This window comes from Hyphomonas atlantica corrig., from assembly GCF_017795365.1.
In the GTDB taxonomy this organism is placed as follows: Bacteria; Pseudomonadota; Alphaproteobacteria; order Caulobacterales; family Hyphomonadaceae; genus Hyphomonas; species Hyphomonas atlantica.
Genome location: NZ_CP051254.1, coordinates 2,169,397 through 2,195,296 on the forward strand (window position 1 = coordinate 2,169,397; position 25,900 = coordinate 2,195,296).

The window sequence follows — 25,900 nt, forward strand, 5'->3', positions numbered from 1 at the left end:
CCCGCTCGTTTCCGGAGGCTTCGCACCAGCCGGTTACCCAGCTCGCACGCTCCGGCTAGAAATGGTCGAGAAGGCTCGACCAGAGGCATCCCTGCCTCACTCAACAGATGCGACTTTCTGGTCGCACCATGGATCGCCCACTCTTCGGCGTCCGGCAGCGGCGACGTCACCAACATGGCGCGAACCTCGGCCATCACCTCATCAGGTGTCGTCGCGTCGATCCAGCGCCCGTGCAGGCAGCCATTATTGTAGGCGGCAAGGCAGGCCACATAGATACGGGGCCGGTCTGGAGATGTGGGTGCAGCGTCTGCCGCAAGGGGGGCTGAAGGTTGCGGTGTGGTCATGGCGTCAGTCTCGTCTCCCCGCCCAAATGTCCCTCCCGCATCAGGCGGGGGTGGGCGGCGAGAAGGCCGGCAGGCCGGACCTGTTAGCCGGTTGGGCAAGGCGGAAAGGTAGGACGCTGAGACCGCTTCAAGACGCCTTCAGTCCCGTCGCCTTGCGCAAGCGGCGGGTCCGGGCAGACCGGTCGTCCGCCCACCTCCGTCTGAGAGGGAGATTGTCCTGGACGCCGGGCGGACGGTTGCAGGCCGCGGGACGCGCCAACCGAGCCGAATCCCGCAAGACAGACTATATGAGCCTACACATCCGCACCTATCGCGAGCAGGACCGCGACGCTGTGATTGCGCTATGGGAACGCTGCGCCCTGACGCGGCCGTGGAACGATCCGTCGGCCGATATCGATCTGTGTGTGCGTAGCCGCGAAGCGACGCTGATGGTGGGTTACAGGGAGGATGATCTGATCGCGTCAGTTATGGTCGGGCATGACGGGCACCGGGGATGGATCTACTATCTCGCCGTCGAACCGGAGCGACAGGGTCATGGTCATGGCCGCGAAATGATGGCCGAAGCCGAGCTGTGGCTCGCAAGCCGGAATGTCGGAAAAGTCCAGTTGATGGTCCGCATCGGCAATGCCGATGCCGAAGCCTTCTACGGGGCGCTCGGTTATGAAGCCCAGGATGTGACCGTATTCGGGAAATGGCTGAACGACCCGAACGCCCCCTGAGCCAGCGGCCTCATAATGCTCATGCAGGCCGAGCAGCCTCCGACCCCTCTGCTTGTCAGTGGGAAGCGCAGGCTGGCGCGATCACCGGCGAGACACCCGCATGCCGCTGGGCTGCCCGGAAGGGCAGACCAGAGGTCCGGAGACGAGCCGGGCCGCTGGCGGCGTGCCGCCCGCGAAACAGCCCCCTCGCGTCAGCGAGGGGTGATCGCCGGATCAAGGTCTGATGCCAAATTGGATCTGCTCAGGTCTGTGCAGTCAGGAGGTCCCTGTATCCGCCATCCCGGAGTTCACGTCCTCGCACGAGGGCGCGGCGCATTTCGTCTTTCATGGCCCGGCTGGGGCTCTGCCAGGCTTCGGTGGCGCGATCCTCGCCATAGATGATGGCAGCGGTTTCAAAATAAGTTAGACCGGTCTCATGCGCATCGAGCGCAATGAGCGCATTGCGAAACGCAAGCGATGAGCGTGTCCAGGTGTCGTTGAAACTCGGATCGTCCTTGCCAAGAATACGCTGAGCCTTGCCGATGACTTTAAGTGTTTCGTCCATGCTCGACACATTATCGATGATCAGTTTCATGCGGACGGGTTCGACGCTGAGTAGTGACAGACCAGAACAAGCGACTTGGATGCTGTGGCCGTGCCCACGGATCATCAGGTATTCCCGGCCGACGCGATCTGTGAGGTGGGTGACTTCACACACATTGATCGTCTGATCGAAAATATCGTCGCGCTCGCTCGGATGACGCGGTACGACCTGCATGGTCAGGGCGCGAGCATAGAGGGCAGGGATCCAGAAGACGTCGGCCTCGTAGCCATTCGCGTCTATGTCGGGAAAAAAAACCAAGCCGAATTTCTCAGCGTCGATCTGGTCGCATAGCGGCCGGAGCAGCCGGATGCCGTGACAGGCTGGCTTTTCAGATATCTGTGAGTCGCCAGCCCGCAGGGCGGCTTGCCTGAATTCGCTATTTCGCCGAAGAAATTCCCAAGCCCAGCGACTTCTGGAGAGTCGGCAAGTATAGGCGTAGTCATCCAGATCAATACGGACCGAGGGTGTGTCGGCGGGACTCATCAGGTGCCTCCTTCACAAGCGGGTGCTGCAAAAGAGGTGCCAAAATTCTACTTCAGGCTAAAAGAAGCGCGTTTTCGACGGGTCCGAGAAGCGTTGCATAACCGCCGTCCCGCAGGTCACGGCCGCGGGCAAGGGCACGTCTCATCTCGTCTTTCATCGCTCGGCTTGGGCTGTGCCAAGCTTCGCGGGCCCGTTCTTCGCCATATATAAACCGCGCCGTCTCAAAATATGAGAGTTGGGCATCATGACAATCGAGTGCGACCAGTGCATTGCGAAGGGCCAAGGAATGGCGAGTCCATTCCGGGATATCCGCCTCTGCTTGCGGGTCATAGACACGCTGGGCGCGCTGGAGCGTTTTCAGCTTGGCCTGGAATTCGTCGAGACTGTCGATGATGAAGCTAAGCTTGACAGGTTCGCGGGCGAGAAGTGACATGCCCGTGCAGAACACCTGAATGACGCAGCCATTTCCCTTGAGAAGAAATTGTTCGCGGCCGGCGAGGTCGGTGAAGTGCGTGATCCTGCAGATGCCAACAGTGCGATCATAGAATTCACAGGATTCATTAGGACCACTCGGAGAAACTTGCATGTGAACCCGCCTCGGATAGAGACCTCCCGACCAGAAGGCGTCGGCTTCAAGGCCGCTATCCTCTGGATCCGGGAAGAAGGCGAGCCCCCATCGCTCAGCAAGCGCCTGAGAGGCTCTAGGGCGCACGAGGGTGATCTGATGGCAGGCGGGAGCGAAACTAAGCTCACTGGCAGAAGGAAGCGACGAGTCCTCAAGAAATCGTCGGTTTCGGCGCAGGAACTCCCAGGCCCATCTGCTGTCTGACAACAACCATGTGTAGTCATAAGCACTTATATGATCTGCCAGCCGGGACATTTGTCCTCGTTCCCCAAGAGAGATTCAACTCAACAGGGAAAGCAAATTCAATGCCGGAATAGAAAGTTGATCGAGTAGGTATTTGTTACGGTAACGTTTGGGAACCCATCATGCGAGGCCCAATGACGCTGCGCGCGGACCATTTTGAGAGTTTTACGCACTTGTTTCATTCCGGGTTTGGGGCATCATCCTGACTGATGCTTATCAGCATGCGCATCGCGCAGAATATCGATTCCACCATATACCGCAATCGCCGCGACTCCCAATCCGACAAGCAGATCTGGCCAGTTGGACCCAGTCCACAGTACGATTACGCCCGCGAGAATGATCCCCCCATTCGAGATGAAGTCATTGAAACTAAATGTTGTAGCGGCTCGCAGGTTTACATCCTTCTTTTCTATTTTTTTCAAAAGCCAGAGACAGATCAGATTTACAACACCTGCAATCGCGGCCATTGCCAGCATGATGAGACCGAGGGGTTCAGATCCTTCAAAGTATCGACGGATTGCGTCGCCGGCGACGCCGACGGCAAATACAAGAAGCATTCCACCTGACAGTCGAGCGGCGTTGCGTTTCCAGATCTGCGAACGTGTAAGTGCAAGCAGGCTCAAGCCATACACAATCGCGTCCGAGGAATTATCCAGCCCGTTCGCCAGGAGGGCATTGGAGTCGCCGAACCAGCCTGTGACAAAAAAGCCAATGGCTATGAGTATGTTTAGCCATAGTACGATTTGAAGAGTTCGGCGCTCGTCTGACGTCTCGATTTTCAAGTCTTCGCTACCCATCCTATGATTTTACCAACCGTTGTCTGTGAGGGGAGATGCACCGTAAGAATTTTATCGAAGCGTCTCCGTTAGAAAGCTTGGTATTGCAAGCGTATTGAGGATAGCTGGAGTAGCGGTAGGGCCCTGTGGTGGCAAGTGTGCCCTTGGCTCCTGGTGTCTTGTCGAAACCGAACCGGAAATCTGCGCGCCAAACCACCATATTCGCGATGATGAGAGGGGCAAACCCGAGGCCGAATATCGCCCAGCAGGGTACGGGAGCGGTTGCCCTACCTGAAGCCCCAATCGACAGCGCCGCTCCGAAATTCGTGATCGTACCCTTCCAGATGATTGGTGCCACGAAACGCGAATAACGCTGCGGGAGCCAAATTCTCTGCGCGGGGAACGCTGCAGACCAAATAGGAATCACAGCAACTGCGCCACCTGTGGCAATGCCGAGTATCTGGATTGTCGTATCACCACTCATGTTGCCTCCTGCGCTTGTGTTTTCAGCCGTCAGGGTTATTTCCTGCAGTCTACAGTAACTAGAGGGGCAAGGGGCGCTATCATGGCCTTGATGACGATCGGAAAACTGTCAGGGGCGACGGCCGTAAAAGTCACGACAATCCGCTATTATGAATCCATTGGCCTGCTCGACGAGCCGCAACGCAGCGCAAGCGGACAGCGGTTGTACGCAGGGGACTCTGTAGAGCGTCTCCGTTTTATTCGTCATGCAAGGGATCTGGGGTTTCCCGTCTCAGCGGTAAGGGAACTGATTTCGCTGCAGGTAGAGCCAGGCAGGGAGTGCGTCCTGGTTGACCAGATTGCACGTCGCCAGCTTGACGAGGTTCGCCGCAGGCTGACCCAATTGGAGGCGCTCGAGGCCGAGCTCAAACGCATGATCCGCGCTTGCGAAGGCGGCAAGATCGGATCCTGCTCTGTGCTCGCTGCCCTTGGCCAGCACGAGAATTGCTTGCACGAACAGCATGATGGCGCCGAGGTGCTTGCAGGGCTTCCGTCAAAAGGCGCTTGACCCTCCATTGACTGGAGGTGTTAAAAAGAGAGTGAGCCTGTTTACCCGATCGCAATAGAAAGTAGCTAGCCCAGCAATCATGTTTCCGTTCCAAGTCATAACGTGTTTACGAAGGTTGCTCGTCATGGTGATGGCGATAGCTTTTGTTATTGCGCCGATGACGGCTGCGGCGGATATCATGCATCCGGGCGATCAGGCCGCAGAGGAATGTTCTGCGAGTGAGCTAGCCCAAGATGTCTCTGATAAGGAGCCATCGCATGAAGGTCATGACCATACCGCGCATCAGTGCGGAAGCTGTCATTTCCATCTGATAGGCGGCGGCGATCTAAGCGGCGCTCCGAAGTCTGCCGTACAGACCAGACATTTGTTGCCTGGCGGTTCTTTTCTCGAGAACCTCCGCCCAGACGGTCTTTACCGTCCTCCTCGTGCCTAGACCAACGACACAGGATTATTTTGCGTGGCTACGGCCTCGCTGTCGTTGAATCTGGACGAGGAAACCAGCAAAAATGAAAATTCTTATATGCAGCGCGATCACCGCGCTCGCCCTGCCGGTCATGGCCGGTACGGCCTATGCGCAAGGGTGTAGTTCTGTCTATGTCAGCGCGACTGACTATGATCAATCCCGACCACTGACGCTCGACGCGGCTATTGCTCGCGCCGCCAATGCTTCGCCTGAAGTTCTGACGGCGGCTCTCGAGGCGAAAGCTTCATCGGCCGACGCCGATCAGGCGAGCCGTTGGCTTAATCCATCTCTGTCTGTCGAAACCGAGAACTTTGCCGGCAGCGGATCGCTTGAAGGCTTCAATGCCTACGAGACGACCCTGGTAGTGGCGCAGACCTTACAGCTTGGCGATAAACGAAGACTTTCCGAGCGGGCCGCCAGAGCTGAAGCCGCATTGGCGAGTGCCGAATGTTCTGTACGAAGCCTGGAAGCTCAGAAACTCGCAGGGGAACTCTATCTGGAACTTCGTGCCGCTTACGACATGGCCGAGGTCGCTCAGGCCTCAGCCGATCTCGCATCCGAGTTCTCCGGCGTCGTCCAGCGCCGCGTGGACGCTGGAGCGTCGGCTCCGCCTGAGTTGCTGCGCGCGCGGGCTGAAGCAGCAGCGCTTCAGGCGGTTGCGGATGGTGCGCGGGGCCAGGTCGAAGCCAAAGGGCTAGCGCTTGCGTCCGTTTGGGGTAGTCCAGAGATCGACTTTGTCTTGTCTGGCACTGCGGAAATCGTAACAGATCCGGCGGGTGGGTCGGCTCAACCAGATTCTGGCGTTCATCCGTCACTTGCGGCGGCTAAGGCCGGAGCGACGGCTCGTAGCGCGGCGACGGACCGGGCCCGCGCCGGCGCATGGCCTGATATAACCGTATCGGCTGGTGTCCGAAGATTTGAGGACACGGGCGATAGCGCGTTTCTGGCGGGTGTCAGTGTTCCTTTGCCGGTCTTTGACCGCAATCAGGACGCAACGCGGGCGGCGGGATTACGTACCCAGAGTGCCGAGCTATCAGCACAGACTGTTGAGGCAAGGTTGCGGGCCGAGCAAGCGAGTCTTGCCGCGCAGGTCCGGGCCGCAAAATCCCGCTTGCAGCGTCTCGAGGGCGAAGCGCTGCCGCTCGCAGAAGAAGCCTATACAGCTGCGGCAGAGGGCTACCGGGTTGGCAAGTTCGACCTGACCGCCACGCTCGATGCGCGGCGCAGTCTGATTGAAACCCGCGCCGCCGTTATCGATGCCCGGCTGGCGCTCCAGACATACACGCTGCGGTTGCGTGCGCTGATTGGCGCCGCGCCGTTCGAAGGAGAGATCCAATGAAACTGAATTTATTCTATGCGGCGCTGCTTTCGCCAGCGCTTTTGTATCTTAGTGCTTGCGGCAATGACGCCTCCGATTCGTCTGGTGCAAACCGGACGCCCCCACAAGCCGAAGATGGCCATGACGACCACGAAGACGGTAGTGATGAGGAGCATGAAAGCCATGATGAGGCCGATGGCGACGATCATGAGGGACATGAAGAAGGAGGCGGTCATACCGAACACGAAGGTGAAGGCGGCGATCATGTCGAGCTGACCGCCGAGGAGGCGGAAGCTGCCGGTATCCGGACCGGGCGAGCCCAGACCGGAGCGGTTTCGGGCCAGCTGGAACTGCCGGCCGAGATCCGTTTCGATGCGGACCGTGTCGCAAGGGTCTCGCCACAGGTCGAGGGCACCGTTGCCCAACTTTATGCAGGCGAAGGCGATATCGTGAAAGCCGGCGCCACGCTTGCCCGGCTGACCAGTCGTGAACTCGCCGGCCTAAAGGCCGATTATCTGAATGCCCTGAGCGCCGAGCGCCTCGCGCAAGCCGAGCTTGAGCGTGAGGAAAACCTCTGGGAGCAGAAAATCACCGCCGAGGCCGATCTGCAGTCGGCGCGTGCGGCATTCGCCGCAGCCAATGCCGGCCGGGAAGCTGCTGAAAACAGGCTTCATGCGATCGGCATTGGTCATGGCACACTGGACAAGCTTAATGAGGCTGCGGATGGGTCGCTTGCACAAGCCTATGTGACGGCTCCCCTTGCCGGAGAGGTGATTCAGCGGAGCGTTTCTCTTGGAGAAACCGTATCGGCTGGCGGCGCGCCCATCTTTGTCATCATCGATGATAGCGTCGTCTGGGCCGACATCGCCGTCTACAAGGAAGATCTCGGCAAGGTCAGCGAAGGCCAGACCGTGACCTTCCAGCAGGAAGATGGCCGCGTCCTGGCCGAAGGGACAATTTCAAATGTCCTGCCTGTCATCAATGAGGCATCCCGCACCGCGACCGCGCGGGTCATTGTCGACAATGCCGAACACAGGCTGAAGCCCGGTCAGTTCGTAACGGCGCGGATCGACACGGGAGAGGGGCGCCCCGTCGTGCGCGTTCCCTCCGATGCGATTGTCAGTGTTGAAGACAGGATGTCGGTCTTCGTCCCGACGGATGACGGGTTCGAACCGCGCGAGGTCCGGACAGGAGAGAGTGCAGGCAGCTATACCGAGATCATTTCCGGGCTCGAGGCCGACGAAGCATTCGTTGCCGAGGGCGCCTTCACCCTGAAAGCGCAGCTTGAAAAAGACGCTTTCGGCGACGGCCACGCACACTAGGAGACCCGCAAAATGATCAATTTGATGCACCGCCTTGCGGGTGGCCGGCTGCTTGCCGCCATTGCCGCACTCGCCCTGTCGATCGGGGGGCTGTTTGCCTTTCGCAGCCTGCCTGTCGACGCTTTTCCCGATCCCTCACCTTCTCTGGTCCAAGTCTTCACCGAAACTGAAGGCCTGTCGCCCGAAGAGGTCGAACGCTATGTCACCTATCCGATCGAGACGGCCATGTCCGGCCTCCCCAAGGTCGACGAGATCCGCTCGACATCCAATTTTGGCCTGTCTGTCATCAATATCTATTTCGAGGACGGCACGGACGTCTATTTTGCCCGCCAGGTCGTCGGTGAGCGCCTCGGCGAGGCCGCCGACGCCATTCCCGACGGTTTCGGCACACCCAAGATGGGGCCGATTTCGACCGGCCTTGGTATCATCATGTACTATCGGCTCGTCGATGAGACCGGCGAGCGGTCGCTGGTTGAGCTGCGCGAGATTGCCGACTGGATGATCAAGTATCCGCTCCAGTCGGTTGAAGGGGTGACGGAGGTTCTGTCACTAGGGGGTTTCGAGAAGCAGTACCAGGTCCGCCTCGATCCCGATCAGCTGACATCCTATGACCTCAGCGTCGGCGAGGTGATTGCCGCCCTGGAGAGCGCCAATCGGACGGCCGGCGCGCAATTCATCGAAATTGGCGCCGAACAGTACACGGTGCGCGGGGTCGGGCTCGCTCGCTCCCTCGATGATCTGCGTGAAACGCCGGTCAAGACCGTGGATGGACGAACCGTCCGCGTCAACGACCTCGGTGAAGTCGCCATCGGCGGCGGCGTCCGGCAGGGGCTCGCAACTGCCAATGGCGAAGGGGAGACCGTCGCCGGTCTCGTCCTGAAACTTTATGGCACAAACACGTCTGAGGTGATCGAGAACGCTCAGGCGCGCTTCGACGAGATCAACCAGTCGCTTCCGGATGGCGTCAAAGCCGTTCCGTATTATGATCAGGGCACGCTGGTGAAAAAGGCGGCTGCGACCGTGACGACCGCGCTCTGGCAGGGCGCGCTCCTGGTCGCCGTCATCGTCTTCCTGTTCCTCGGCGGCTGGCGGCCAAGTCTTGTTGTCGTCATGGCTATTCCCTTCTCGGTCGGCTTTGCCTTCATCGCGATGAAGGCCCTCGGCATCGGGGCCAATCTGATGACGCTGGGCGGGGTAGCGATCGCCATCGGGATGATGGTCGACGGCGCCATCGTCATCGCCGAGAACGTGGATCGCGGCTTGCGCGAACGACGCGAGGGTGAAGATAGCCGCACGACGGTCGCGCGAGCGAGCGCCGAAGTGATCGCGCCGCTAATTGCTGCCGTCGCCGTGGTGATCATCGTCTTCCTGCCGCTCTTTTCGCTACAGGGCACTGAAGGCAAGACGTTTCGGCCGCTCGCCGCTTCTGCCGCGCTCGCCATGACAGGGTCGCTGATCTATGCCGCGCTCATCGCTCCGGCGATGGCGCTCGGCCTCATGCGTCCGCCCAAGAGCAATAGCCAGGAGAGCGACAGCCGGCTTGTTTCGCTGATCAAGCCGCTTGCGGCCTTCTTCGTCCGGCGACGTCTCGCGGCGGTCGGGCTAGCAGGCGTCCTGCTTCTGGTTGGGGGCCTCTCAGCGACACGCCTTGGCTCGGAGTTCACGCCTGCGCTGGAGGAAGGCGATGTCCTGTTGCGTGTGACGATGGCGCCGTCCATCTCGCTAACCGAAGCAAAGGAAACGTCGACCCGCATCGAGACAAGACTGCTTGAAGCCTTCCCCGAGATCAGTTCCATTGTCAGCCGGATCGGCCGTGGGGAAGTCGGCGCGCATGCCGACCCGGTGAACAGTATCGAGGCCTTCGTGGCGCTCAAACCCCGAAGCGAATGGCGCAATGGCATCAGCCCGGATGAACTCCGGGCGTCGATCTCCGAGAATCTCGGCGGCTTTCCAGGCGTCAGGGTTAATGTCGGCCAGCCAATCGCCATGTCGGTTGATGAGCTCCTGACCGGCACAAAGGCGCAGCTGGCGGTCAAGATCTTCGGTCCGGATACGGAGGTCCTGCTCGAAGGCTCGCAGGACTTGCAGTCCATTCTTCAGGAAATTCCTGGGGCGACCGACGTCCAGGCCGATCAGATCACCGGCGCGCCGCAGCTTGTGGTCTCGCTCAACCGTCCTGCGCTCGGCCGGTATGGACTGAGCGTGGAGGAGGCGCTCGATGCCTTGCGTTCCGGCGTCGGCGGGGCAGAGGCTGGTGCCGTTTTTGAGGGAGTGCGCCAGTTTCCCGTCATCGTGCGCTATGCCGAAGAGGACCGCAACACGCCCGCGGCCATCGGACGGATTATTCTGGAATCGTCCAGCGGCGCACGGGTTCCACTCGAAAGCGTGGCAAACATCAGGGAGATTGTCGGTCCACGTCAGATCACGCGCGAGAATGGTGAGCGATTCATCACCGTTCAGCTCAATGTGAGAGGACGCGATATTGGCAGCTATGTCGCTGATGCGCAGCAATCGGTCGCCAGCCAGCTCGACCTGCCGGCTGGTTATCGCGTCGAATGGGGCGGACAGTTCGAACTCCAGCAGGAAGCGAATGCGCGGTTCGCGGTCGTGATCCCGATCACGCTCGGTATCGTATTCCTGATCCTGCTATTGACGTTCGGGCGCATGAAATCGGCCATCCTGATCCTGCTCAACATTCCGCTGGCGCTGACCGGCGGGGCGATGGCGCTCTGGATTGCAGGCCTGCCGATCTCGGTGCCTGCGACGGTCGGCTTTATTGCCCTGTTCGGTATCGCGCTCGGCAATGGCATGGTGCTGGTCAGTTTCATGGATGATTTTGCCAGGGAGGGCCGTGGTCGCGATGAACTTGCCGTCGAGGCGGCAGGCTTGCGGGCACGTCCTGTGCTGATGACCGCCCTTACGACGGCGCTCGGCCTTGCGCCGCTGCTCTTCGCAAGTGGTGTCGGTGCTGAAGTGCAGCGGCCACTGGCCACGGTGGTCATGGGCGGGCTGGTCTCCTCGACCGTGCTAACTTTGCTGGTGCTACCCGCCCTTCACCGCTGGTTCGCACCAAAGCCCGACGCGCACCATTCCTTGTTGGAGGCCGAGCATGTTCATCCATCGTGAACTTCGCTTCGCGGTCATGTCCGTTTCTCTCGCAGCCCTGGCCGGCTGCGAGAGTCTCGACAACGTGATGGGGGCCCTTTCAAGTGAGCAGTCGGCCAAGGTGCAGGAGGAATGCGGCCTGATACCACCAAAGAGCCGCGTAAAAAACGCGGTACACGCGCGGCGACGCGCGTATCTCGAGTGCAAGCGCAAGGTGCTGGAAGAGGAGGCCGATCCTGAGCCACGCACATGATCATGACGATCTTGATCCCGCGAGCGATGATCGTCGGGTCTCCATTGCCATCTGGTCAATAAGACTGTCATACGGATCACTGATCCGCCCGCCGTTGGTGGCTGGACGATCGTTATTCTTGGCGGTGTTGCGCTGGTCATTGCAGAGCTTACAGCCCTCCTGATCTATTCGGTGCAGAATGGGAGCGTGAATATCCGGGCGCTCCTCCTTCACAATCTGTCCGACGCACTCGCATCTGTAGCCGTGGTTGCGGGCGACGCGCTCATCCTCATCTATGACTGAATACTGTTCGATCCGTTCGTGACGATCGGTATCGCGGTAACATTCTCTGCCTGTCGTTCCGCGAAATCGGCGGGCCGATCCACATGTTGTGGCTAGGCAGTCCGCCGGACATTGACATCGGTACCGTCATTGAGGCGATGCGGAGCGGTGATGGTGTCGTGGATGTCCATCATTTGCATCTCCGGCAGATGCAGGAGCCCCTTTTGTCAGCTATCTTCGAACAGTTTGTCGGTGAGTGCGCAATCGGGTGTTTCAGCGCCGGTGCAACCAGCCATGATCTCGCCGAGCCGTCGATCCATCTGCTTCAGATCGGCGATGCGTTTACGGATATCGCCCCGATGTGCTTCTGCCAGCGCCCTGACCTCCGCGCAGCTCGGCCTGCCATCATTGATGCCAAGTAGCGAGCGTACATCTTCCACGGAGAAGCCGAGGCTGCGGGCTCGCAATATGAAACGCAGTCGTACCTGATCTTCATTCGAATACAGCCGGTGGCCACTTGCCGTGCGGGCTGGTTCGGGCAGCAATTCGATCCTTTCATAATAGCGGATCGTTTCAAGATTGCAGCCGAGCCGCCCGGCCAGTTCAGCCCGTTTGAGTGCTGCTCGCGGCGATGTGATGGCCATGATGAAATACCCACTTGTGTCTGTACCAACTACAGAGCGTAACGTGATCATGATCAATAAAGCAATGGGAACAGCTGGTCATGGCAGGTACGGAAAACAGCCCAGCAAATGAGCGTCGCTCAAGGTGGCTTGTTGCCGGTGGCATGCTGGGGGCATTCCTTGCATCATCCTGCTGCATCGTGCCGCTTGTGCTGATCAGTCTCGGTGTTTCCGGAGCGTGGATTGGCCAGTTGACGGCGCTGGAACCCTACAAGCCCCTTTTTCTTCTGGTCGCGATCGGATTTCTCGCGGCTGGGTTCTGGGATGTCTATTTTCGAAAAACCAGTGTCTGCGAGGATGGTAGCTATTGCGCCCGTTTGCAGTCGTCAGTCGTCAAGCAGGTCGCCCTGTGGAGCGGCGCGCTTGTCGTGCTGGCGGCCTTGACCATCGATGTATGGGCACCGTTATTTTACTAGCCAGGGAGACAAGTATGAAACGCACATGGATGATCGCCGGACTGGCAGGTCTGGCACTCGCGGGGGGGCTCGCAGTCGCCGGCGCGCAGAATGCTCCGGATGCCTCGGTGGAGGTCGAACAGGCGACAGCCCGTTTTACGATCGGAAACATGACCTGCGCGACATGTCCGATTGCTGTCAGGAAAGCGATGATGCGTGTCGAGGGCGTTAAATCTGTCGATATCGATTATGCGGCCAGGACCGCAGAAGTGGTTTACGATACGGCGGCGACAACGCCTGAGCTGATCGCTGCGGCTTCAACCGATGTAGGATACCCGGCAAGCGTTACGGACGGTTGAACACGCAGCATCTGGAATATCCTGATGAGGCACCTGCCAGTCGATGTTCGCATACATCGTCAGATTTTTACACAAGGCTTTCACTTTGATGTCAAAATGGACTGACCGAAAACTGCTGATAACGGGTCTGGCCGGTACCGTCATTGCGACACCTTCTTGTTTTGCATCAATGAGCATGTGCCTCAGCCCCGGCCGGGTACCAAAAATGGACAGGCTGAACCTTGAAGCTGCCTGCGCCGAGTGCACTCGGCGGGGCATCCAGGTGAACACATCGATGCGTACGAGCGATCCCGCGGTCTTCGCCGCAGGCGAATGCGGCGACAGCGGCCTCAACCTGATCCCGGCCACGCCTCCGACATCGGGTCGATGGTGTGATTTTGAATACTTGATCGAGGCCGCGTCGCCATGCCTGGTCACAAGCCAAGGAAGAAATAATGAATCAAACCGTAAAGACAGGCGATTGCTGCTCCGTCAATAAAAACGGCGACGACAGCTATGACCTCATCGTCATAGGTGCTGGCTCGGCCGGGTTTTCGGCTTCGATTAGCGCGGCCGAGGCCGGCAGGCGCGTGGCCATGGTTGGGCATGGCACCATCGGCGGCACCTGCGTCAATGTCGGCTGCGTGCCGTCCAAGGCGATGATACGGGCCGGTGAAGCGGTGCATGCTGGTACAGCGGCGGCACGGTTTCCGGGCATTGAGCCCTGTGCGCAGAGCGTGGACTGGTCGGCGGTCGTCAAGGGCACGGCCGATCTGGTCGACGAGATGCGCCAGAAAAAATACATCGACCTGCTGCCTTCCTATGAGAATGTCACCTATATCGAGGAAGGTGCCGCACGCCTGATCGAAGGTGGGATTGAGGTCGGCGGGCGGATCATCGCTGCACCGAAGGTTCTGATCGCCACCGGCTCGCGCCCTTTCTTGCCGGAAATTGACGGGATCGAGACCGTGGAGGCGCTGGATTCCTGGGACCTTCTCAGCCTGCCCGATCAGCCCGAAAGCATCCTGGTACTGGGCGGCGGCTATATTGGCTGTGAACTGGCGCAGATGGCGTCGCGGCTGGGCGTCAAGGTTACACTGGTCACGCGTTCGCGCCTTCTGCCCGGCGTGGAACCGGAAGTGGCCAAGGCGTTGACCGACGCGTTGAAGGCTGAGGGGGTCGCGGTCGAGACCGGCCTGTCCTACCGATCGGTGAGACGGAGTGACGGCGGCGTCACGCTGACAATCGAACGGGGTGGAAAGCCTGTGACCCTCTCCGCTCAGCGGCTTGTGGCCACCACAGGCCGGGTGGCCAATTCCGAAGACCTCGGCTTGCGCGAGTTCGGCATCGAGACCGATGCGCGTGGATCGATCAAGGTCGGAGCCGACATGGCCACAACGCGGCCTGGCGTCTGGGCAGCGGGTGATGTCACCGATCGCGACCAGTTCGTCTACATGGCCGCTTATGGGGCCAAGGTGGCGGCCAACAATGCGCTCGGGCTTCAGGATTTGCGCTATGACAATGGGGCCATGCCCTGGGTCGTGTTCACCGATCCGCAGGTCGCCGGCGTCGGCCTTTCCGAGGTGCAGGCGAAGGCAGCCGGTCATGACGTCAAGGCCAGCGTGCTGACGCTGGACCACGTGGCACGCGCCGCCGCCGCCCGCGATACCCGCGGCGTCATCAAGCTGGTCGCGGATGCGAAGACCGACCGCCTCCTGGGCGGACAGATCGCGGCGCCCGAAGGGTCTGATGCGATTCAGACGCTGGCTATGGCGTTGAAGTTCGGCATGACGAGCAAGGCGCTTGGCGAGACAATTTTTCCATACCTGACAACTGTTGAAGGGTTAAAATTGGCGGCACAGACGTTCGACAAGGACGTGGCGAAGCTTTCATGCTGCGCAGGCTGAAACCAATTTTAACCGCAACGGGGCCTCGCCAGTCCAGCCAGATCAGGAAACGTCCCAGCCATGGATATTCGCGCGACGTTGTTGATCTATGCTGGCGCGGAAACCGCCGAAATTGCCGGTTGTTTTGCATTCTGGGCCTGGCTGCGGCTTGGAAAGTCCGCTTTCTGGCTGGTTCCGGGGATGATATCCCTTGTTGTATTCGCTTGGCTGCTGACACTGGTGGAAGCGTCTGCAGCCGGGCGCGCCTATGCCGCCTATGGTGGGGTTTACATAACTTCCTCGCTCATCTGGCTATGGACCATTGAGGGGATTCGTCCCGACCGCTGGGATCTGATAGGGGTTGTAACCTGTCTGATCGGGGCTGCGGTTATTCTTTTTGGTCCGCGCATGCCAGTTTGACACTATGGCGAAACGGGTCTTTATCGTCTTCCCTTTAGCTCGATCGGGGACAGTGCCGGAGTATGCCGCCTTACTGATCTGGAGGGTTGTGCGGATAGACTGTTTCTTGGTCCGGGCAGTCGCGGCCATTCGCGGGAATGCTGCAAATTTCCATGATGCGATGAGAACCGTCCCGGCCCCGTTTGACCTGGAAGATCACGTCATCGCCTTCAGAGAGGTCAGTCAGCTCAAGATCGCCCATTAAAGCGAAACTCATGGTCATCGCGCCCATGGCGATGCCTTCGAAGGGGCCATGGTCGATGGTGACCCGGCCGTCGTCGCGATCAAGGGATGTGATCCTGCCCGTGGCCCGTCCAGTATCGCCGGGCATAGCTTCATCTGCCTGTTCGAACGGTTCAGGCCTGGTCTGGTCTGCAGGGCCGGATGCTGGCGGCGTTCGGCTTTCGGGGTCACTGCAGGCTGTCAGGGAAGCGGAACCTAACAGGAAGGCGGTAATCAGAATTCTTTGAGTCATTGGGATTTCCTGGTGAACTAATCGGGAGACGCAGGCATTCCGGCCGCGGAACGCGGCCGGAACCTGATTTACGAATTTTTTGCTTGAAACAGAGGACCGGCTAGTGATCGGTGTCGTCATGATCCTTGCCTGACATGCCGGACATGGATCCGTGTCCGCCCATGTTGCAGTCCATCATGCCTTTGCCTTTCATCATCGACATCATGGATTGCTTGAAAGCATCCGGATCGCCGCCGATCGGCATCATCATGGCGATATCATAATTGTCGCTGTCGTCCTGCTTGAGCATGAAATGGACGTTGTCGCCATTCTCGAATTTGTCGAGCGCAACCATTCCGCCGACCTCGAAGTCCATTGTCATTTCACCCCAGCCGATCTTCTTGATCGGATCGTGTGAAATATTGACGGTTCGGGCATCCAGATCGACGCCGTTAATGACGCCAAAGCCGGGCGCCATGTCGCCGCAGCAGCTCATGCCGGACATGTCCATGTCTTTCATGCTGTCCATTTTCATGCCGGCCTCCTGGGCGAGCGCCGGACCAATCAGGGCCAGTCCGAGGATTGCGCCTGTGACTGCTGTCTTTCTGACGAGGGTTTTCATCGTTTTCTTCCTTTTTGATTGTCAGGCGCGGCTTTCAACAGAGGCCCCCGATGCGCGCCGGGACGGGGGAATAGGGTGGATGGACACGGGACTATTATTTCGACCTCAGATATTTGATGAGGGCAGCGATCCCGAGCAGGAGGAGGAGCACAGCAAGCAGCATGAACACCGTGCCGAACAGGCCGCCACCCATCATGCCGCCGTCGATCATCATTCTGCCTGATGAGCGATCCTGCGCGGCCGCCGGCAGCATGGCGCTACTCAGAAGCAGTGGAAACAAAAGCGGAATTTTCAACAGGTGTCTCGTCATGGTTTTTCTCCTTCGGGGGTGAATGAGCCGGCCCGGTTATCCGGTTCGGCCCGGGGTAAATCTGATGGAATCTGCAGCCCGACCCGGATGTAGTAGATGGCCGGGATCACGATCAGGGAGAGGATGAGGGTTGAGGCCATGCCGCCAAGCATGGGCAGGGCAATCCGGCGCATGACGTCCGATCCGAGGCCGTCGGTCAGGAAGATCGGGGCAAGACCTGCAAAAATGGTCGTGACCGTCATCAACTTCGGCCTGACGCGCATGGCCGCGCCCTTGCTGACAGCTGCGAAAAGCTGGCTCCTGTCAGACGGGTTCGCCTTGCGGACTTCCGCGTCGATATAGAGCAGCATCACGACGGCTGTCTCGACCGCGATGCCGCCCAGGGCGATGAAACCGACCGCGACGGCTACTGACAGATTGTAGCCTGCCAACCAGACGGCCCACATTCCGCCGACCAGGCCGAATGGCAGGCTGGCCATGATGATCAGGGTCCGGTCGAGCCGACCGAAATGTAGCATCAGCAGCAGGAGGATCAGTGCAATCGCAGCTGGAATGGCGATCTTCAGCCGCGCATTCGCTTCCTGCATCTGTTCATACTGTCCGGAGAACTCCACCGCATATCCCGCAGGCAGGTCGACGGCGTTGGCAATCACCTGTCCGGCGTCTGCAACATAGCTGCCCATGTCCCGGTCCGCGATATCGACGAAAACCCAGCCAGTCAGCCTGGCATTTTCCGATCGGATCATTGGCGGGCCTTCCGCATAGGAAATGTCCGCCAGTTCGCTGAGAGGGATATGGGCGCCGGACGGGGCGGGCACGAGTATCTCTTCCAGGTCTGTGGCACTCTCACGAAATGGCCGATCATAGCGCAGGATGATGTCATAGCGTTCCCGGCCCTCGACAGACTGGGAGAGTGTCATGCCGCCCAGGGCGGTTTGGATCACGGACTGGAAGGCTGCCATGTCGATATTCCGCCGGGCGAGTTCGCCCCTATCCGGCGTGATCTCGAGATATTTTCCGCCCATGACCCTGTCGGCGAAGGCCGAGCGCGTTCCGGGTACGTCCGAAATGGCCGCTTCTATGTCCCGGGCAATGGTCTCAATCTCTGTCAGATCATCGCCCGTAACCTTGATGCCAATGGGCGTGCGCACACCTGTTGAAACCATGTCCATGCGAATCTTGATCGGATAGCCCCATGAATTCACGAGGCCGGGCATTTGCAGCTTGGCATCGAGCTCATCGGTGATGTCCTCGACCGTCACACCTGGCCGCCAATCCTCCTTCGGTTTCAGCTTGATCCAGGTCTCGATCATGGTGAGTGGCGCTGGATCGGTTGCGGTATCGGCGCGCCCGGCCTTGCCGAAGACACGATCGACTTCTGGCACGGTCTTGATGACGCGGTTTGTCTGGCCAAGAATCTCCCGCATCTTGGTGGATGACACGCCGGGCAGGGTGGTCGGCATGTAGAGGAGCTCGCCTTCATAAAGGGCCGGCATGAATTCCGAGCCGATCCTCTGGACCGGCACGATGACGGTGGCCGTCAGCGCGAGCGCAAGGGCGACCGTGATCCATTTGAACCTCAGGGCTAGATGGAGCAGCGGTTTGTAGGCCCAGACGAAGAAGGCGTTCAGGGGATTGGCTTCCTCGCGCCGGAACCGACCCCGCATCAGGTACAGCATCAGAACCGGGACAAGTGTCACCGACAGAATGGCCGCGAAGGCCATCGCATAGGTCTTGGTATAGGCGAGAGGACTGAAGAGCCTGAAGCTCTGACCGGTCAGGGCAAAGACCGGCAGGAAGGAGACCGTGATGATGAGGAGTGAAAAGAATATGCCGGGGCCGACTTCCTGAGCCGACTCGACCAGCGCTTGGCGGCGCACGCTCGGATCGGGTTTCGGTCCCAGATCCGCCAGTTTCCGGCTGGCATTCTCGACAAGCACAATCGAGGCGTCGACCATGGCGCCGATCGCGATGGCGATCCCGCCAAGTGACATGATGTTCGCTGTGACACCTTGCCAGGACATGATCAGGAACGCGCCGAGCACTCCGAGCGGCAAGGTGATGATGGCAACCAGAGACGACCGTACATGGAGGAGGAAGATCAGAATGACGAGAGCAACCGCGAAGCCTTCCTCGATCAGCTTGTCTTTCAGATAATCGACCGAACCCTCGATGAGAGGCGCGCGGTCATACACAGTGACAATCTCGACGCCTTCTGGCAGCCCGCGCTGGAGACTATGAAGTTTCTCCTTCACACGTTCGATCACCGACAGCGCATTCTCGCCATCGCGCATCACCACGATGCCGGACACAGTTTCGCCTTCGCCATTGAGTTCGACAATGCCGCGCCGGAGGGCCGGGCCTTCGACAATCCGGGCGACATGGCTCAGCTGGACGGGGGTGCCATCCTCTGCCTTGACCACGACCTGTTCGAGATCAAGTTTCTCATCGACATAGCCTGATGAGCGGATGACATATTCCGTTTCGCCCTGTTCGAGCACGCGGCCACCGACCTCGCTCGAGGCGGCGCGGACCGCGTCACGGATACGGGTGATCGACAGGTCGTAACTTCTCAGGCGATTGGGATCGAGTAGCACCTGGTATTCCCGGACAAAACCGCCGACCGAAGCGACTTCAGAGACCCCTTCCACTCCGGCGAGTTCAAGTTTCAGGAACCAGTCCTGCAGTGAACGCAGCTCGGCGAGATCGGTCTTGCCGGTCTTGTCGACCAAGGCATACTGATAGACCCAGCCAACGCCGGTTGCATCCGGTCCGATCTGGGGTACGGCGCCTTCCGGGAGTTCGGATCCCAGCCGGGACAAGGCTTCGAGAACGCGCGAGCGGGCCCAGTAGAGGTCAACATCATCGTCAAATATGACATACACAAAACTGGTGCCGAACATTGAGGAGCCGCGCACGTCCTTGGTCTTCGGCAGACCGAGAAGGTTCGTCGATAGTGGATAGGTGACGAGGTCCTCGACAATCTGCGGGCTCTGGCCCGGAAAATCGGTGCGAATGATGACCTGGGTATCTGTCAGGTCCGGCACTGCATCGAGCGGCGTGCGCTGGATCGCCATCCACCCGGTCACAGCCAGTGCAGCGGCGAGCATGAGGACGATGAGCTGGTTGGAAACCGACCAGGAGATCAGCTTTGCCACCCATGATTTGGAGGGGTCTTGCCCCGCGAGGTTTCTGTCGTTTCGTTCAGTCATGACTGTCCCCCGAATGCCCAGGGGCCTGGTCAGCGCCAGTCTCGCCGTCATTGGTCGTCATCGACATGCCGGCCATCGGGTTGGGCCAGTCAATCCGTTCGGCTCCATCTGCGCTGTACGGATTGGCTGGTTTCGCTTCTTCCTGCAGCCAGTACCGGCCCGTTGCGGTGTCCCGGTAGAGCACCAGACCAGCCTCGCTGTAATGCTGAGGTGCGCCTTCCAGCAGCCAGGGTTTCAAGGCCTCGACCAGGTCTGAGAGTTGTGTGGCAAGGTCTTCGCGGTCCGTGGCGTCCTGCGCGGCGGCGAGAGCGGTTTGCGTAGCATCCATGACCGGTGCCAGTTTCGTGTTCGCGTAACGGTCCCGCAGCACTGGCACCAGGGCGAGCGCCGGGTCCACGAATAGCGGATCGATGTCATACCCGTCTCTCAGGGCCTCGTGGAAGTAGAGCGCCATGTCAGTGAAGTGATCGATTTCGGCGAGGGCTTTACTGTCCACCGGAATATCGGAGAGCGGTGTTTCCGGACTGGCCGCGCTCGCATCCGGAGCTTCCAGCTTGGCAAGACCTTCTTTCAGGTTGGCTTCGCTATCGAGCAGGAACTGCCCGCTGGCGACGACCATGTCGCCACTTTCCAGACCCGACAGGATTTCGGTCCGGCCATTGGCCGAAATCCCGGTTTGCACGGCGCGTCCGGAGAAGCGGCCATTGCCTTCGGCGATGACGACACGGGCGCCCTCGCTACCAAGCAGAATGGCTTCACTTGGAACCGAAAGACGCGGTCGGCCGCCGATATTCAGCCTTATGTCCGCATAGGCGCCCGGGCGAAGATAGCCCGACACATTGTCCACTTCGATCCGGACGTCGGCTGTACGGGTTTTCGGGTCGATTGTCGGATAGATATAGTCGACCTGGCCTTTACCGGGGGCATCGGGCGCGCTCGGAAAATCGAGTTCGGCCTGCATGCCTGTTTCCACCAGAGGCAAATCGCTCTCCGGCACCGAGGCAATGACCCAGACATCGGCATAGGATTGCAGGCGTAATATAGGCGTGCCGGGTTTGACATAGTCGCCATTGCGGACCTGGAGCTCGGCAACCGTGCCGCCGGCTTCTGCGTAAACCGGAACACGTTCAATGACCTGGCGGGTTTCGGTCAGCCGGTCGATGGCCGCATTCTGCATGCCAAGGGAGCGCAGGCGCTGGCGAACCGACGCGATGCGCGCTTCGTTACCGATCCTGAACGAGTTCAGATAATCTTTCTGCGCGGCGATCAGGTCCGGACTGTAGATCCGGTAGAGGAGACTGCCGGGGCGGACGGTGTCGCCCTCGGCATTGACCGCCAGATTCTCAATCCAGCCTTCTAGCCGCGAGACGGTAACATTTTCGAGCCGTTCATTGGTCTCGACCGTGCCGAAGGCTCTCAGTACACGGCTGAAATCCCTGGTCTCGGCAGGTGATGTCCGGATCCCCATGGTCTGGATCATTTCCGGCGAGACGGCCACGCCCGATCCGGTGTCATCGGCATAAACCGGGATGTAATCCATGCCCATGGAATCCTTTTTCGGAACAGGCGAGGTGTCCGGCTTACCCATGGGATGCTTGTAGTACAGGATTTCCCCTGTTGAGCTCGTCGGTTCCTGGGTCTTGTTGGCAGGCACCAGGTCCATGCCACAGATCGGGCAGGTGCCGTCCGGATCGGTCGAAATATAGTGCGGGTGCATGGGGCAGGTGTATCGTTGCGTCTCGCTCGAGGCGTTCGGTTTTTCACCCTGGCCGCCCGGTGATCCGCCCGGTGCGCCGCATGCGGCGAGCAAGAGGGCGGCAGATGCGGTGCCCATTATCAGGAATGTCTTTTTCATTGTGTCACCAGGAGGGCATTCAGGCGTGCGATCGCAGCGGCCTTGCGGGCCGTTTCAGCTTCGATTTCCGCCCGGAGTTTGAGAATGGCGATCTCGCCGTCGATGATCGGCGCATAACCGCCAACACCGGATTCATAAGCAATCAGCTGGGCCTCGACTTCGTCTTCGACGGCAGCAATCTTGACCTGCAGCACGTCGATACTGGCATCGGCCGCGCGTATAATGGCGTCCCGGGACGCATACTGGGCCGCCGCATTCCGCGCGGCAGCCTGGTAGCGTTGCTCGGCGCCGGCCCGCTCAGCCTTTGCGGCGCGCAAGTTCGGTGCCTGCTTCCTTTCGGCCCAGAGCGGAACCGTAAAAGTCACCATACCGGAGACCCAGTCATCCCCCGCGAACATCGCGCCTTCATCGCGCTGTTGATAGGTGAGCTGGGCCCCCCATTCTGGCTTCCAGGCCGCGCGGGCCTCGTCGATACCGTAATCGGTAACGCGGACGGCCGCGTCGGCAATGCGTACGGTGTGGAACTCAAGCGCTGCGCCGGACCAGTCTCTTTCAGTCAGGGGAGGGAGGCCGGTCGAAGGGACCAGTCCGACGAGTTCGATCAGGCGCGCATCGGTCTCGGCTTCCTGCCGGTCAAGATCAACAAGCGTCCGGGAAACTTCTGCCCGTTCGCTTTCAATTTCGGCAAGGCGATAGACGGCCGGGCGGCCCGCATCGATCTCGGCCTCGACAATGTCGACAAGCTCGTCGTATTTGGCGTTTCGCGCTTCGGCGAGGGATCTCTGCCTGGTCAGTCTAGTCTTGTCAGCGAGAAGAGCGATGAGTTCGGCGCGCAAGGCCGCATAACGGGCATCGCGAACCGCCTCGGTCTGTGCTGACATCGCCCGGGCTTCACCGGCGCGGGCTTCACGGCCCGCGAAGCTCGGAAATTGTTGCCGGATACCAACGGCTTTATTGGTCGGCAAGTAACTGTCGAATGAGGGATCGAAAATCGGAAAGTTGTTGATCCCGAGGGATACGACGGGGTCCGGGAGTGCGGTTGAGGCGACAGCACGCTCCCGGTCGGCCTCGGCATCGTAACCGAGAGCGGAGAGGCTTGGATGGGCCTCGAGACGGGCTTCAAGCTCGGCAAAGCTCTGAGCGTTGGCAACCGCCGCCAGGGGCACAGCGGCAAACGCTGCGACCAGCAGCATTCTTGAAATGTGGGGCATGATAAAACGGGCTCTTCTGAATTGTGAGAAGCGATGACGACGGGCTGCTGTGGCGGCCGCAGGTCATCGCTCTCAATTCAGGAAGCGCTGCTTTAGCGATATTGGCGTGTGCTGGACGATATCCAGCCGAGGTGGAGGCCCGGTCTTTAGCGTTTCGCGCTCTGGCAGGAATGCCTTTGGTGGGTTAGCGAGAACCGCAGCAAATTCTGCGTCTACATTCGCAACAGGTGCAACTGGATTGGCGTCACTGTGCGCCTGGATAAGCATGGGTGCACAGTCGTATCCCGCGGGGCAATCAGACGATGATGCCTGATCTGTATGCCCGGTGTCGGCCATGGCTTCCATCGCCATGTCATTACAGGGGTGATTGCTGCTCATTTCAGTCGGCGCGGTTTCGGAGGTCCCGACCATCAATGGACACGCCATGACCGGATGAGCCGCCATGAAGGCAGCGGCAAACAGTGTCAGGAGGCGGGTCACAAACTGCATCATTGTTCAAATACGTGAAAAGATTAAAACTTTCATTTCAACAAACTGTGAGGCCGCTACTTCTTGCGGCCACCAAGCACAGCAACAAGTTCCTCGACCTTTTCACGCCGGTCATCGACATTGCTTCCGGTCAGGGCATGATCCACACACGTTGCGATATGGTCATCCAGGATAACGGCCTCGAGGCCGACAAGCGCGGCCTTCACAGCCTGCACCTGACGAATGACATCAATACAATACCGATCGTCGGACACCATCTTCGTGATGCCGCGCACTTGTCCCTCGATGCGGGCAAGCCTTCGGGTCGCGGCCTCTTTGGTTTCAGTCTTCATGGCAAATACCCCATACAGGGTATCCATATGGGGACCTCGTGAAGCAATTTCCAGTCTCTTCATGCGTCAGAAACGAAAGGTTCAGCCCAAGATGGACTGACAGTCATCACTCAATGGCATTTCCAGCTGCGGTCCACGCCTTCATCGAGCCGATATAGACATCGACCTCGGAGAACCCCTTCCGCATGAGCTGCGAGGCGGCAATGGTGGCCCGGGCGCCGCTTCCGCACATGACGGTGACGGGCTTGTCCGGGTCGAGGTCACTGGCCGCATCAGGCAGCTTGCCGACATAAGCGTGCTTGCTGTCCTTGATATGGCCGCTCTCATATTCGTCGATGGCCCGGACATCGAGCAGGGTCCAGCCAGCCGGCGGGTTGTCTACGCGCGCGGCGACGGTTTCGGTATCGACGAAGTCGAGTGTGTCGAGCGGGCCGTTCTGGACCGCCACGGGCATGGCGCCGCTGACAAATCCGCTCACATTGTCGAAGCCGATCCGCTGAAGCGTGGTGGCCGCATCGACCGCCTGGTCGTCATCGCGCGCTACCAGCAGCACCGGTTTGTCGCCTGGCAGCAACCAGCCCGCGAAGGCGGCAAGCATGTCATCCGGGATGCAGAGCGAGCCCGTGCGGTGTCCGCCGGCAAAGTCGAATATGCCACGGACATCGAGGCAGACCGCATCGCCCGGATCGAGCAACCTGGCCGGGGAAGCGGGCAGGGGCGCCGGCGGCGCAGCTTCGGTGCCTTCCATATTGCCCTCTTCCATGCGCCGGAAGTATGGCGGGATGTAGTGGTTCTCGGCTACCTTGGCGTCGATGAAAGCCTCCCGGTCATCGATCTGCAGGCTCGGATTGTTGAGCTTTTCATGGCCGATGGAGGAAAACTCCCGGTCGGCCATGCCCGAGCCACAAACCGAACCGGCGCCATGCGCGGGATAGACGAGGCACTGGTCGCCGAGCCTCATCAGTTTCTCCAGGCTGTCATAGAGCAGGCCGGCGACTTCGCGTTTGCGGTCGGGATAGAAGTCCGTGCGCCCGACATCGCCAATGAACAGGGCATCGCCCGTGAACACGCCAACCGGGCCTTCCTCAAAGCTCTTGTCATAAAGCACGTAGGACAGGCTGTCGTCGGTGTGCCCGGGCGTTTCAAGCACCTTCAGGAGCGCGCCGCCAATCTCGAACGTGTCGCCTTCCCGCGTCTCGGCTGCATACTGGATCGGCTTTTCAGGGTTCGGCCCGTGCCAGACCTTTGCGCCAGTCTCTTCCTTCAGGACAGGGGCGCCTGAGAGCAGGTCCTCGTTCCGGTGGGTTTCGAAGACGTGCTTGATGACAGAGCCTTCCTCACGGGCGAGGTCCAGATAGATGTCGATGTCACGCCGCGGATCGATGACCGCAGCTTCGCCATCGGCGCTCAGGAAGTAGGAAAGGTGGGCAAGGCCCTGTGTCTTGATCTTTTCAAGTCTCATTCTGTTTCGCTCCTTTTCGGGATCGAATGGGTCTGACTGGACGTGGAAGGCGCGTTAGTCCTCCGCGATGGCTGCCCCGGCAGCGTCGTCTGGATTGAGCGTGCCTTCAAAGGGGGGAACGGGGCGGCTCGCCGCCTCCCTTTCCGTCGATGCCGGGCCATTCTCCGCGATGTCGGAAATCAGCCATTCCATTTCCTTGATCTCGCGGCGCTGCGCCGTGATGATCTCGTCGGCAAGCTCGCGCACACGGACATCCTCGATGCCGGCGCGTTCACTTGTCATGATGGCAATGGAGTGGTGGGGGATCATCGCTTTCATGTAGGACCGGTCGTCGACAGTGCTCTGGCTGCGCACCAGCCAGAGGGCCAGGACGAACACGACCGCAGCGCCAATGAAAATGCCGAAATTGATCCGGCTGTCCTTGTACATGTTGAGCATGAAGCTCAGCATCACGACGGCCATCGCGGCGCCCATGATGAAGGCCATGTAGAAGCGCGTTTCGCTCCAGCGAACATGCTCCCACGCATAGGTGTTGAGGTACATCAGCCCAAACATCACGATCATCGATGTGATGATCATTGCGCCAAACCGCCAATAACTGTTCTTCATATCCACTTTCAACATCCTCCTTATACAGTGGTGGGGTATTTCCACGACTAACGGAGAA

26 protein-coding genes and 2 pseudogenes are annotated in these 25,900 nt (G+C 59.7%); 13 read left to right on the top strand and 15 right to left on the bottom strand.

The window, feature by feature from the left end:
- Positions 1–128: 128 nt before the first annotated feature.
- Positions 129–344: pseudogene (locus tag HF931_RS17215) on the bottom strand (antirestriction protein ArdA); the annotation flags it as partial.
- Positions 345–631: 287 nt separating this feature from the next.
- Between HF931_RS17215 and HF931_RS10565 the strand changes: the two are divergent.
- Positions 632–1,063, top strand: a complete 432-nt coding sequence (locus HF931_RS10565; protein ID WP_084391416.1) for a GNAT family acetyltransferase — start codon at positions 632–634, stop codon at positions 1,061–1,063.
- Positions 1,064–1,304: 241 nt separating this feature from the next.
- On the opposite strand, the gene HF931_RS10570 is transcribed toward HF931_RS10565, so the two are convergent.
- The 3 genes from HF931_RS10570 to HF931_RS10580 all read right to left on the bottom strand — a co-directional run bounded on the left by HF931_RS10570 (position 1,305) and on the right by HF931_RS10580 (position 3,794).
- Complete coding sequence (locus HF931_RS10570; protein WP_084391401.1) at positions 1,305–2,129, bottom strand: DNA -binding domain-containing protein; 825 nt, start codon at positions 2,127–2,129, stop codon at positions 1,305–1,307.
- A 52-nt stretch (positions 2,130–2,181) separates the two neighbouring features.
- Positions 2,182–3,009, bottom strand: a complete 828-nt coding sequence (locus HF931_RS10575) for a DNA -binding domain-containing protein (protein WP_084391402.1) — start codon at positions 3,007–3,009, stop codon at positions 2,182–2,184.
- A 185-nt stretch (positions 3,010–3,194) separates the two neighbouring features.
- Positions 3,195–3,794: a cation transporter gene (locus HF931_RS10580; RefSeq protein ID WP_013301506.1), complete on the bottom strand. Its 600-nt coding sequence runs from the start codon at positions 3,792–3,794 to the stop codon at positions 3,195–3,197.
- 137 nt (positions 3,795–3,931) lie between these two features.
- On the opposite strand from HF931_RS10580, the gene HF931_RS10585 reads away from it, so the two are divergent.
- The 7 genes and pseudogenes from HF931_RS10585 to HF931_RS17220 all read left to right on the top strand — a co-directional run.
- Entirely contained in the window at positions 3,932–4,144 is a 213-nt protein-coding gene (locus tag HF931_RS10585; RefSeq protein WP_273240059.1) for a hypothetical protein, read from the top strand.
- Positions 4,145–4,338: 194 nt separating this feature from the next.
- Positions 4,339–4,803, top strand: coding sequence for a MerR family transcriptional regulator (locus HF931_RS10590; RefSeq protein WP_084333203.1), 465 nt, complete (start codon positions 4,339–4,341; stop codon positions 4,801–4,803).
- A gap of 506 nt (positions 4,804–5,309) precedes the next feature.
- Positions 5,310–6,605, top strand: coding sequence for a TolC family protein (locus HF931_RS10595; RefSeq protein WP_018149442.1), 1,296 nt, complete (start codon positions 5,310–5,312; stop codon positions 6,603–6,605).
- Positions 6,602–7,906: an efflux RND transporter periplasmic adaptor subunit gene (locus tag HF931_RS10600; RefSeq protein ID WP_018149441.1), complete on the top strand. Its 1,305-nt coding sequence runs from the start codon at positions 6,602–6,604 to the stop codon at positions 7,904–7,906. Before HF931_RS10595 ends, HF931_RS10600 begins: the two co-directional genes overlap by 4 nt.
- 12 nt (positions 7,907–7,918) lie before the next feature.
- Entirely contained in the window at positions 7,919–11,032 is a 3,114-nt protein-coding gene (locus HF931_RS10605; protein WP_084391404.1) for an efflux RND transporter permease subunit, read from the top strand.
- Positions 11,016–11,264: a hypothetical protein gene (locus HF931_RS10610; RefSeq protein WP_084391405.1), complete on the top strand. Its 249-nt coding sequence runs from the start codon at positions 11,016–11,018 to the stop codon at positions 11,262–11,264. The genes HF931_RS10605 and HF931_RS10610 overlap by 17 nt, the downstream gene beginning before the upstream one ends.
- Positions 11,265–11,336: 72 nt before the next feature.
- Positions 11,337–11,743, top strand: a pseudogene (locus HF931_RS17220) (cation transporter); the annotation flags it as partial.
- Positions 11,744–11,752: 9 nt separating this feature from the next.
- Here HF931_RS17220 and HF931_RS10615 read toward each other — a convergent pair.
- Positions 11,753–12,169, bottom strand: a complete 417-nt coding sequence (locus tag HF931_RS10615; protein WP_158586664.1) for a MerR family transcriptional regulator — start codon at positions 12,167–12,169, stop codon at positions 11,753–11,755.
- A gap of 80 nt (positions 12,170–12,249) precedes the next feature.
- Between HF931_RS10615 and HF931_RS10620 the strand changes: the two genes are divergently transcribed.
- From HF931_RS10620 to HF931_RS10640, 5 genes are all read left to right on the top strand, one after another.
- Positions 12,250–12,624: a mercuric transporter MerT family protein gene (locus tag HF931_RS10620; protein ID WP_034813607.1), complete on the top strand. Its 375-nt coding sequence runs from the start codon at positions 12,250–12,252 to the stop codon at positions 12,622–12,624.
- Positions 12,625–12,638: 14 nt separating this feature from the next.
- The gene (locus HF931_RS10625) at positions 12,639–12,962 is read left to right on the top strand and encodes a heavy-metal-associated domain-containing protein (RefSeq protein WP_034798642.1); all 324 of its coding nucleotides are present in this window, start codon (positions 12,639–12,641) and stop codon (positions 12,960–12,962) included.
- Between the two features lie 175 nt (positions 12,963–13,137).
- Complete coding sequence (locus HF931_RS10630; protein WP_255342009.1) at positions 13,138–13,440, top strand: FAD-dependent oxidoreductase; 303 nt, start codon at positions 13,138–13,140, stop codon at positions 13,438–13,440.
- A complete protein-coding gene (merA, locus tag HF931_RS10635) occupies positions 13,397–14,848 on the top strand; it encodes a mercury(II) reductase (RefSeq protein ID WP_084391407.1) in 1,452 nt (483 codons plus the stop codon). The genes HF931_RS10630 and merA overlap by 44 nt, the downstream gene beginning before the upstream one ends.
- 60 nt (positions 14,849–14,908) lie before the next feature.
- Entirely contained in the window at positions 14,909–15,247 is a 339-nt protein-coding gene (locus HF931_RS10640) for a YnfA family protein (protein WP_084391408.1), read from the top strand.
- Between the two features lie 70 nt (positions 15,248–15,317).
- Here HF931_RS10640 and HF931_RS10645 read toward each other — a convergent pair whose 3' ends face one another.
- The 10 genes from HF931_RS10645 to HF931_RS10690 form a co-directional block, all read right to left on the bottom strand.
- Positions 15,318–15,761 (bottom strand): copper-binding protein, encoded by a 444-nt coding sequence (locus HF931_RS10645; protein WP_158084498.1) that lies wholly within the window; start codon positions 15,759–15,761, stop codon positions 15,318–15,320.
- Between the two features lie 100 nt (positions 15,762–15,861).
- Entirely contained in the window at positions 15,862–16,362 is a 501-nt protein-coding gene (locus HF931_RS10650) for a copper-binding protein (protein ID WP_034827476.1), read from the bottom strand.
- 94 nt (positions 16,363–16,456) lie between these two features.
- Entirely contained in the window at positions 16,457–16,672 is a 216-nt protein-coding gene (locus HF931_RS10655) for a hypothetical protein (RefSeq protein WP_013301490.1), read from the bottom strand.
- Complete coding sequence (locus HF931_RS10660; RefSeq protein WP_273240069.1) at positions 16,669–19,884, bottom strand: efflux RND transporter permease subunit; 3,216 nt, start codon at positions 19,882–19,884, stop codon at positions 16,669–16,671. The genes HF931_RS10655 and HF931_RS10660 overlap by 4 nt, the downstream gene beginning before the upstream one ends.
- On the bottom strand, positions 19,877–21,739 hold the full coding sequence (locus HF931_RS10665) for an efflux RND transporter periplasmic adaptor subunit (RefSeq protein ID WP_273240071.1): 1,863 nt from the start codon (positions 21,737–21,739) through the stop codon (positions 19,877–19,879). The genes HF931_RS10660 and HF931_RS10665 overlap by 8 nt, the downstream gene beginning before the upstream one ends.
- Complete coding sequence (locus HF931_RS10670) at positions 21,736–22,950, bottom strand: TolC family protein (protein WP_034827470.1); 1,215 nt, start codon at positions 22,948–22,950, stop codon at positions 21,736–21,738. Before HF931_RS10670 ends, HF931_RS10665 begins: the two co-directional genes overlap by 4 nt.
- A gap of 72 nt (positions 22,951–23,022) precedes the next feature.
- Positions 23,023–23,439 (bottom strand): hypothetical protein, encoded by a 417-nt coding sequence (locus HF931_RS10675; protein WP_198943684.1) that lies wholly within the window; start codon positions 23,437–23,439, stop codon positions 23,023–23,025.
- Positions 23,440–23,495: 56 nt separating this feature from the next.
- On the bottom strand, positions 23,496–23,771 hold the full coding sequence (locus HF931_RS10680; RefSeq protein ID WP_034798806.1) for a metal-sensitive transcriptional regulator: 276 nt from the start codon (positions 23,769–23,771) through the stop codon (positions 23,496–23,498).
- Positions 23,772–23,877: 106 nt separating this feature from the next.
- A complete protein-coding gene (locus tag HF931_RS10685) occupies positions 23,878–25,233 on the bottom strand; it encodes an MBL fold metallo-hydrolase (RefSeq protein ID WP_034827466.1) in 1,356 nt (451 codons plus the stop codon).
- A gap of 54 nt (positions 25,234–25,287) precedes the next feature.
- Positions 25,288–25,842, bottom strand: a complete 555-nt coding sequence (locus HF931_RS10690; protein WP_034827488.1) for a DUF305 domain-containing protein — start codon at positions 25,840–25,842, stop codon at positions 25,288–25,290.
- Between the last annotated feature and the right edge of the window lie 58 nt (positions 25,843–25,900).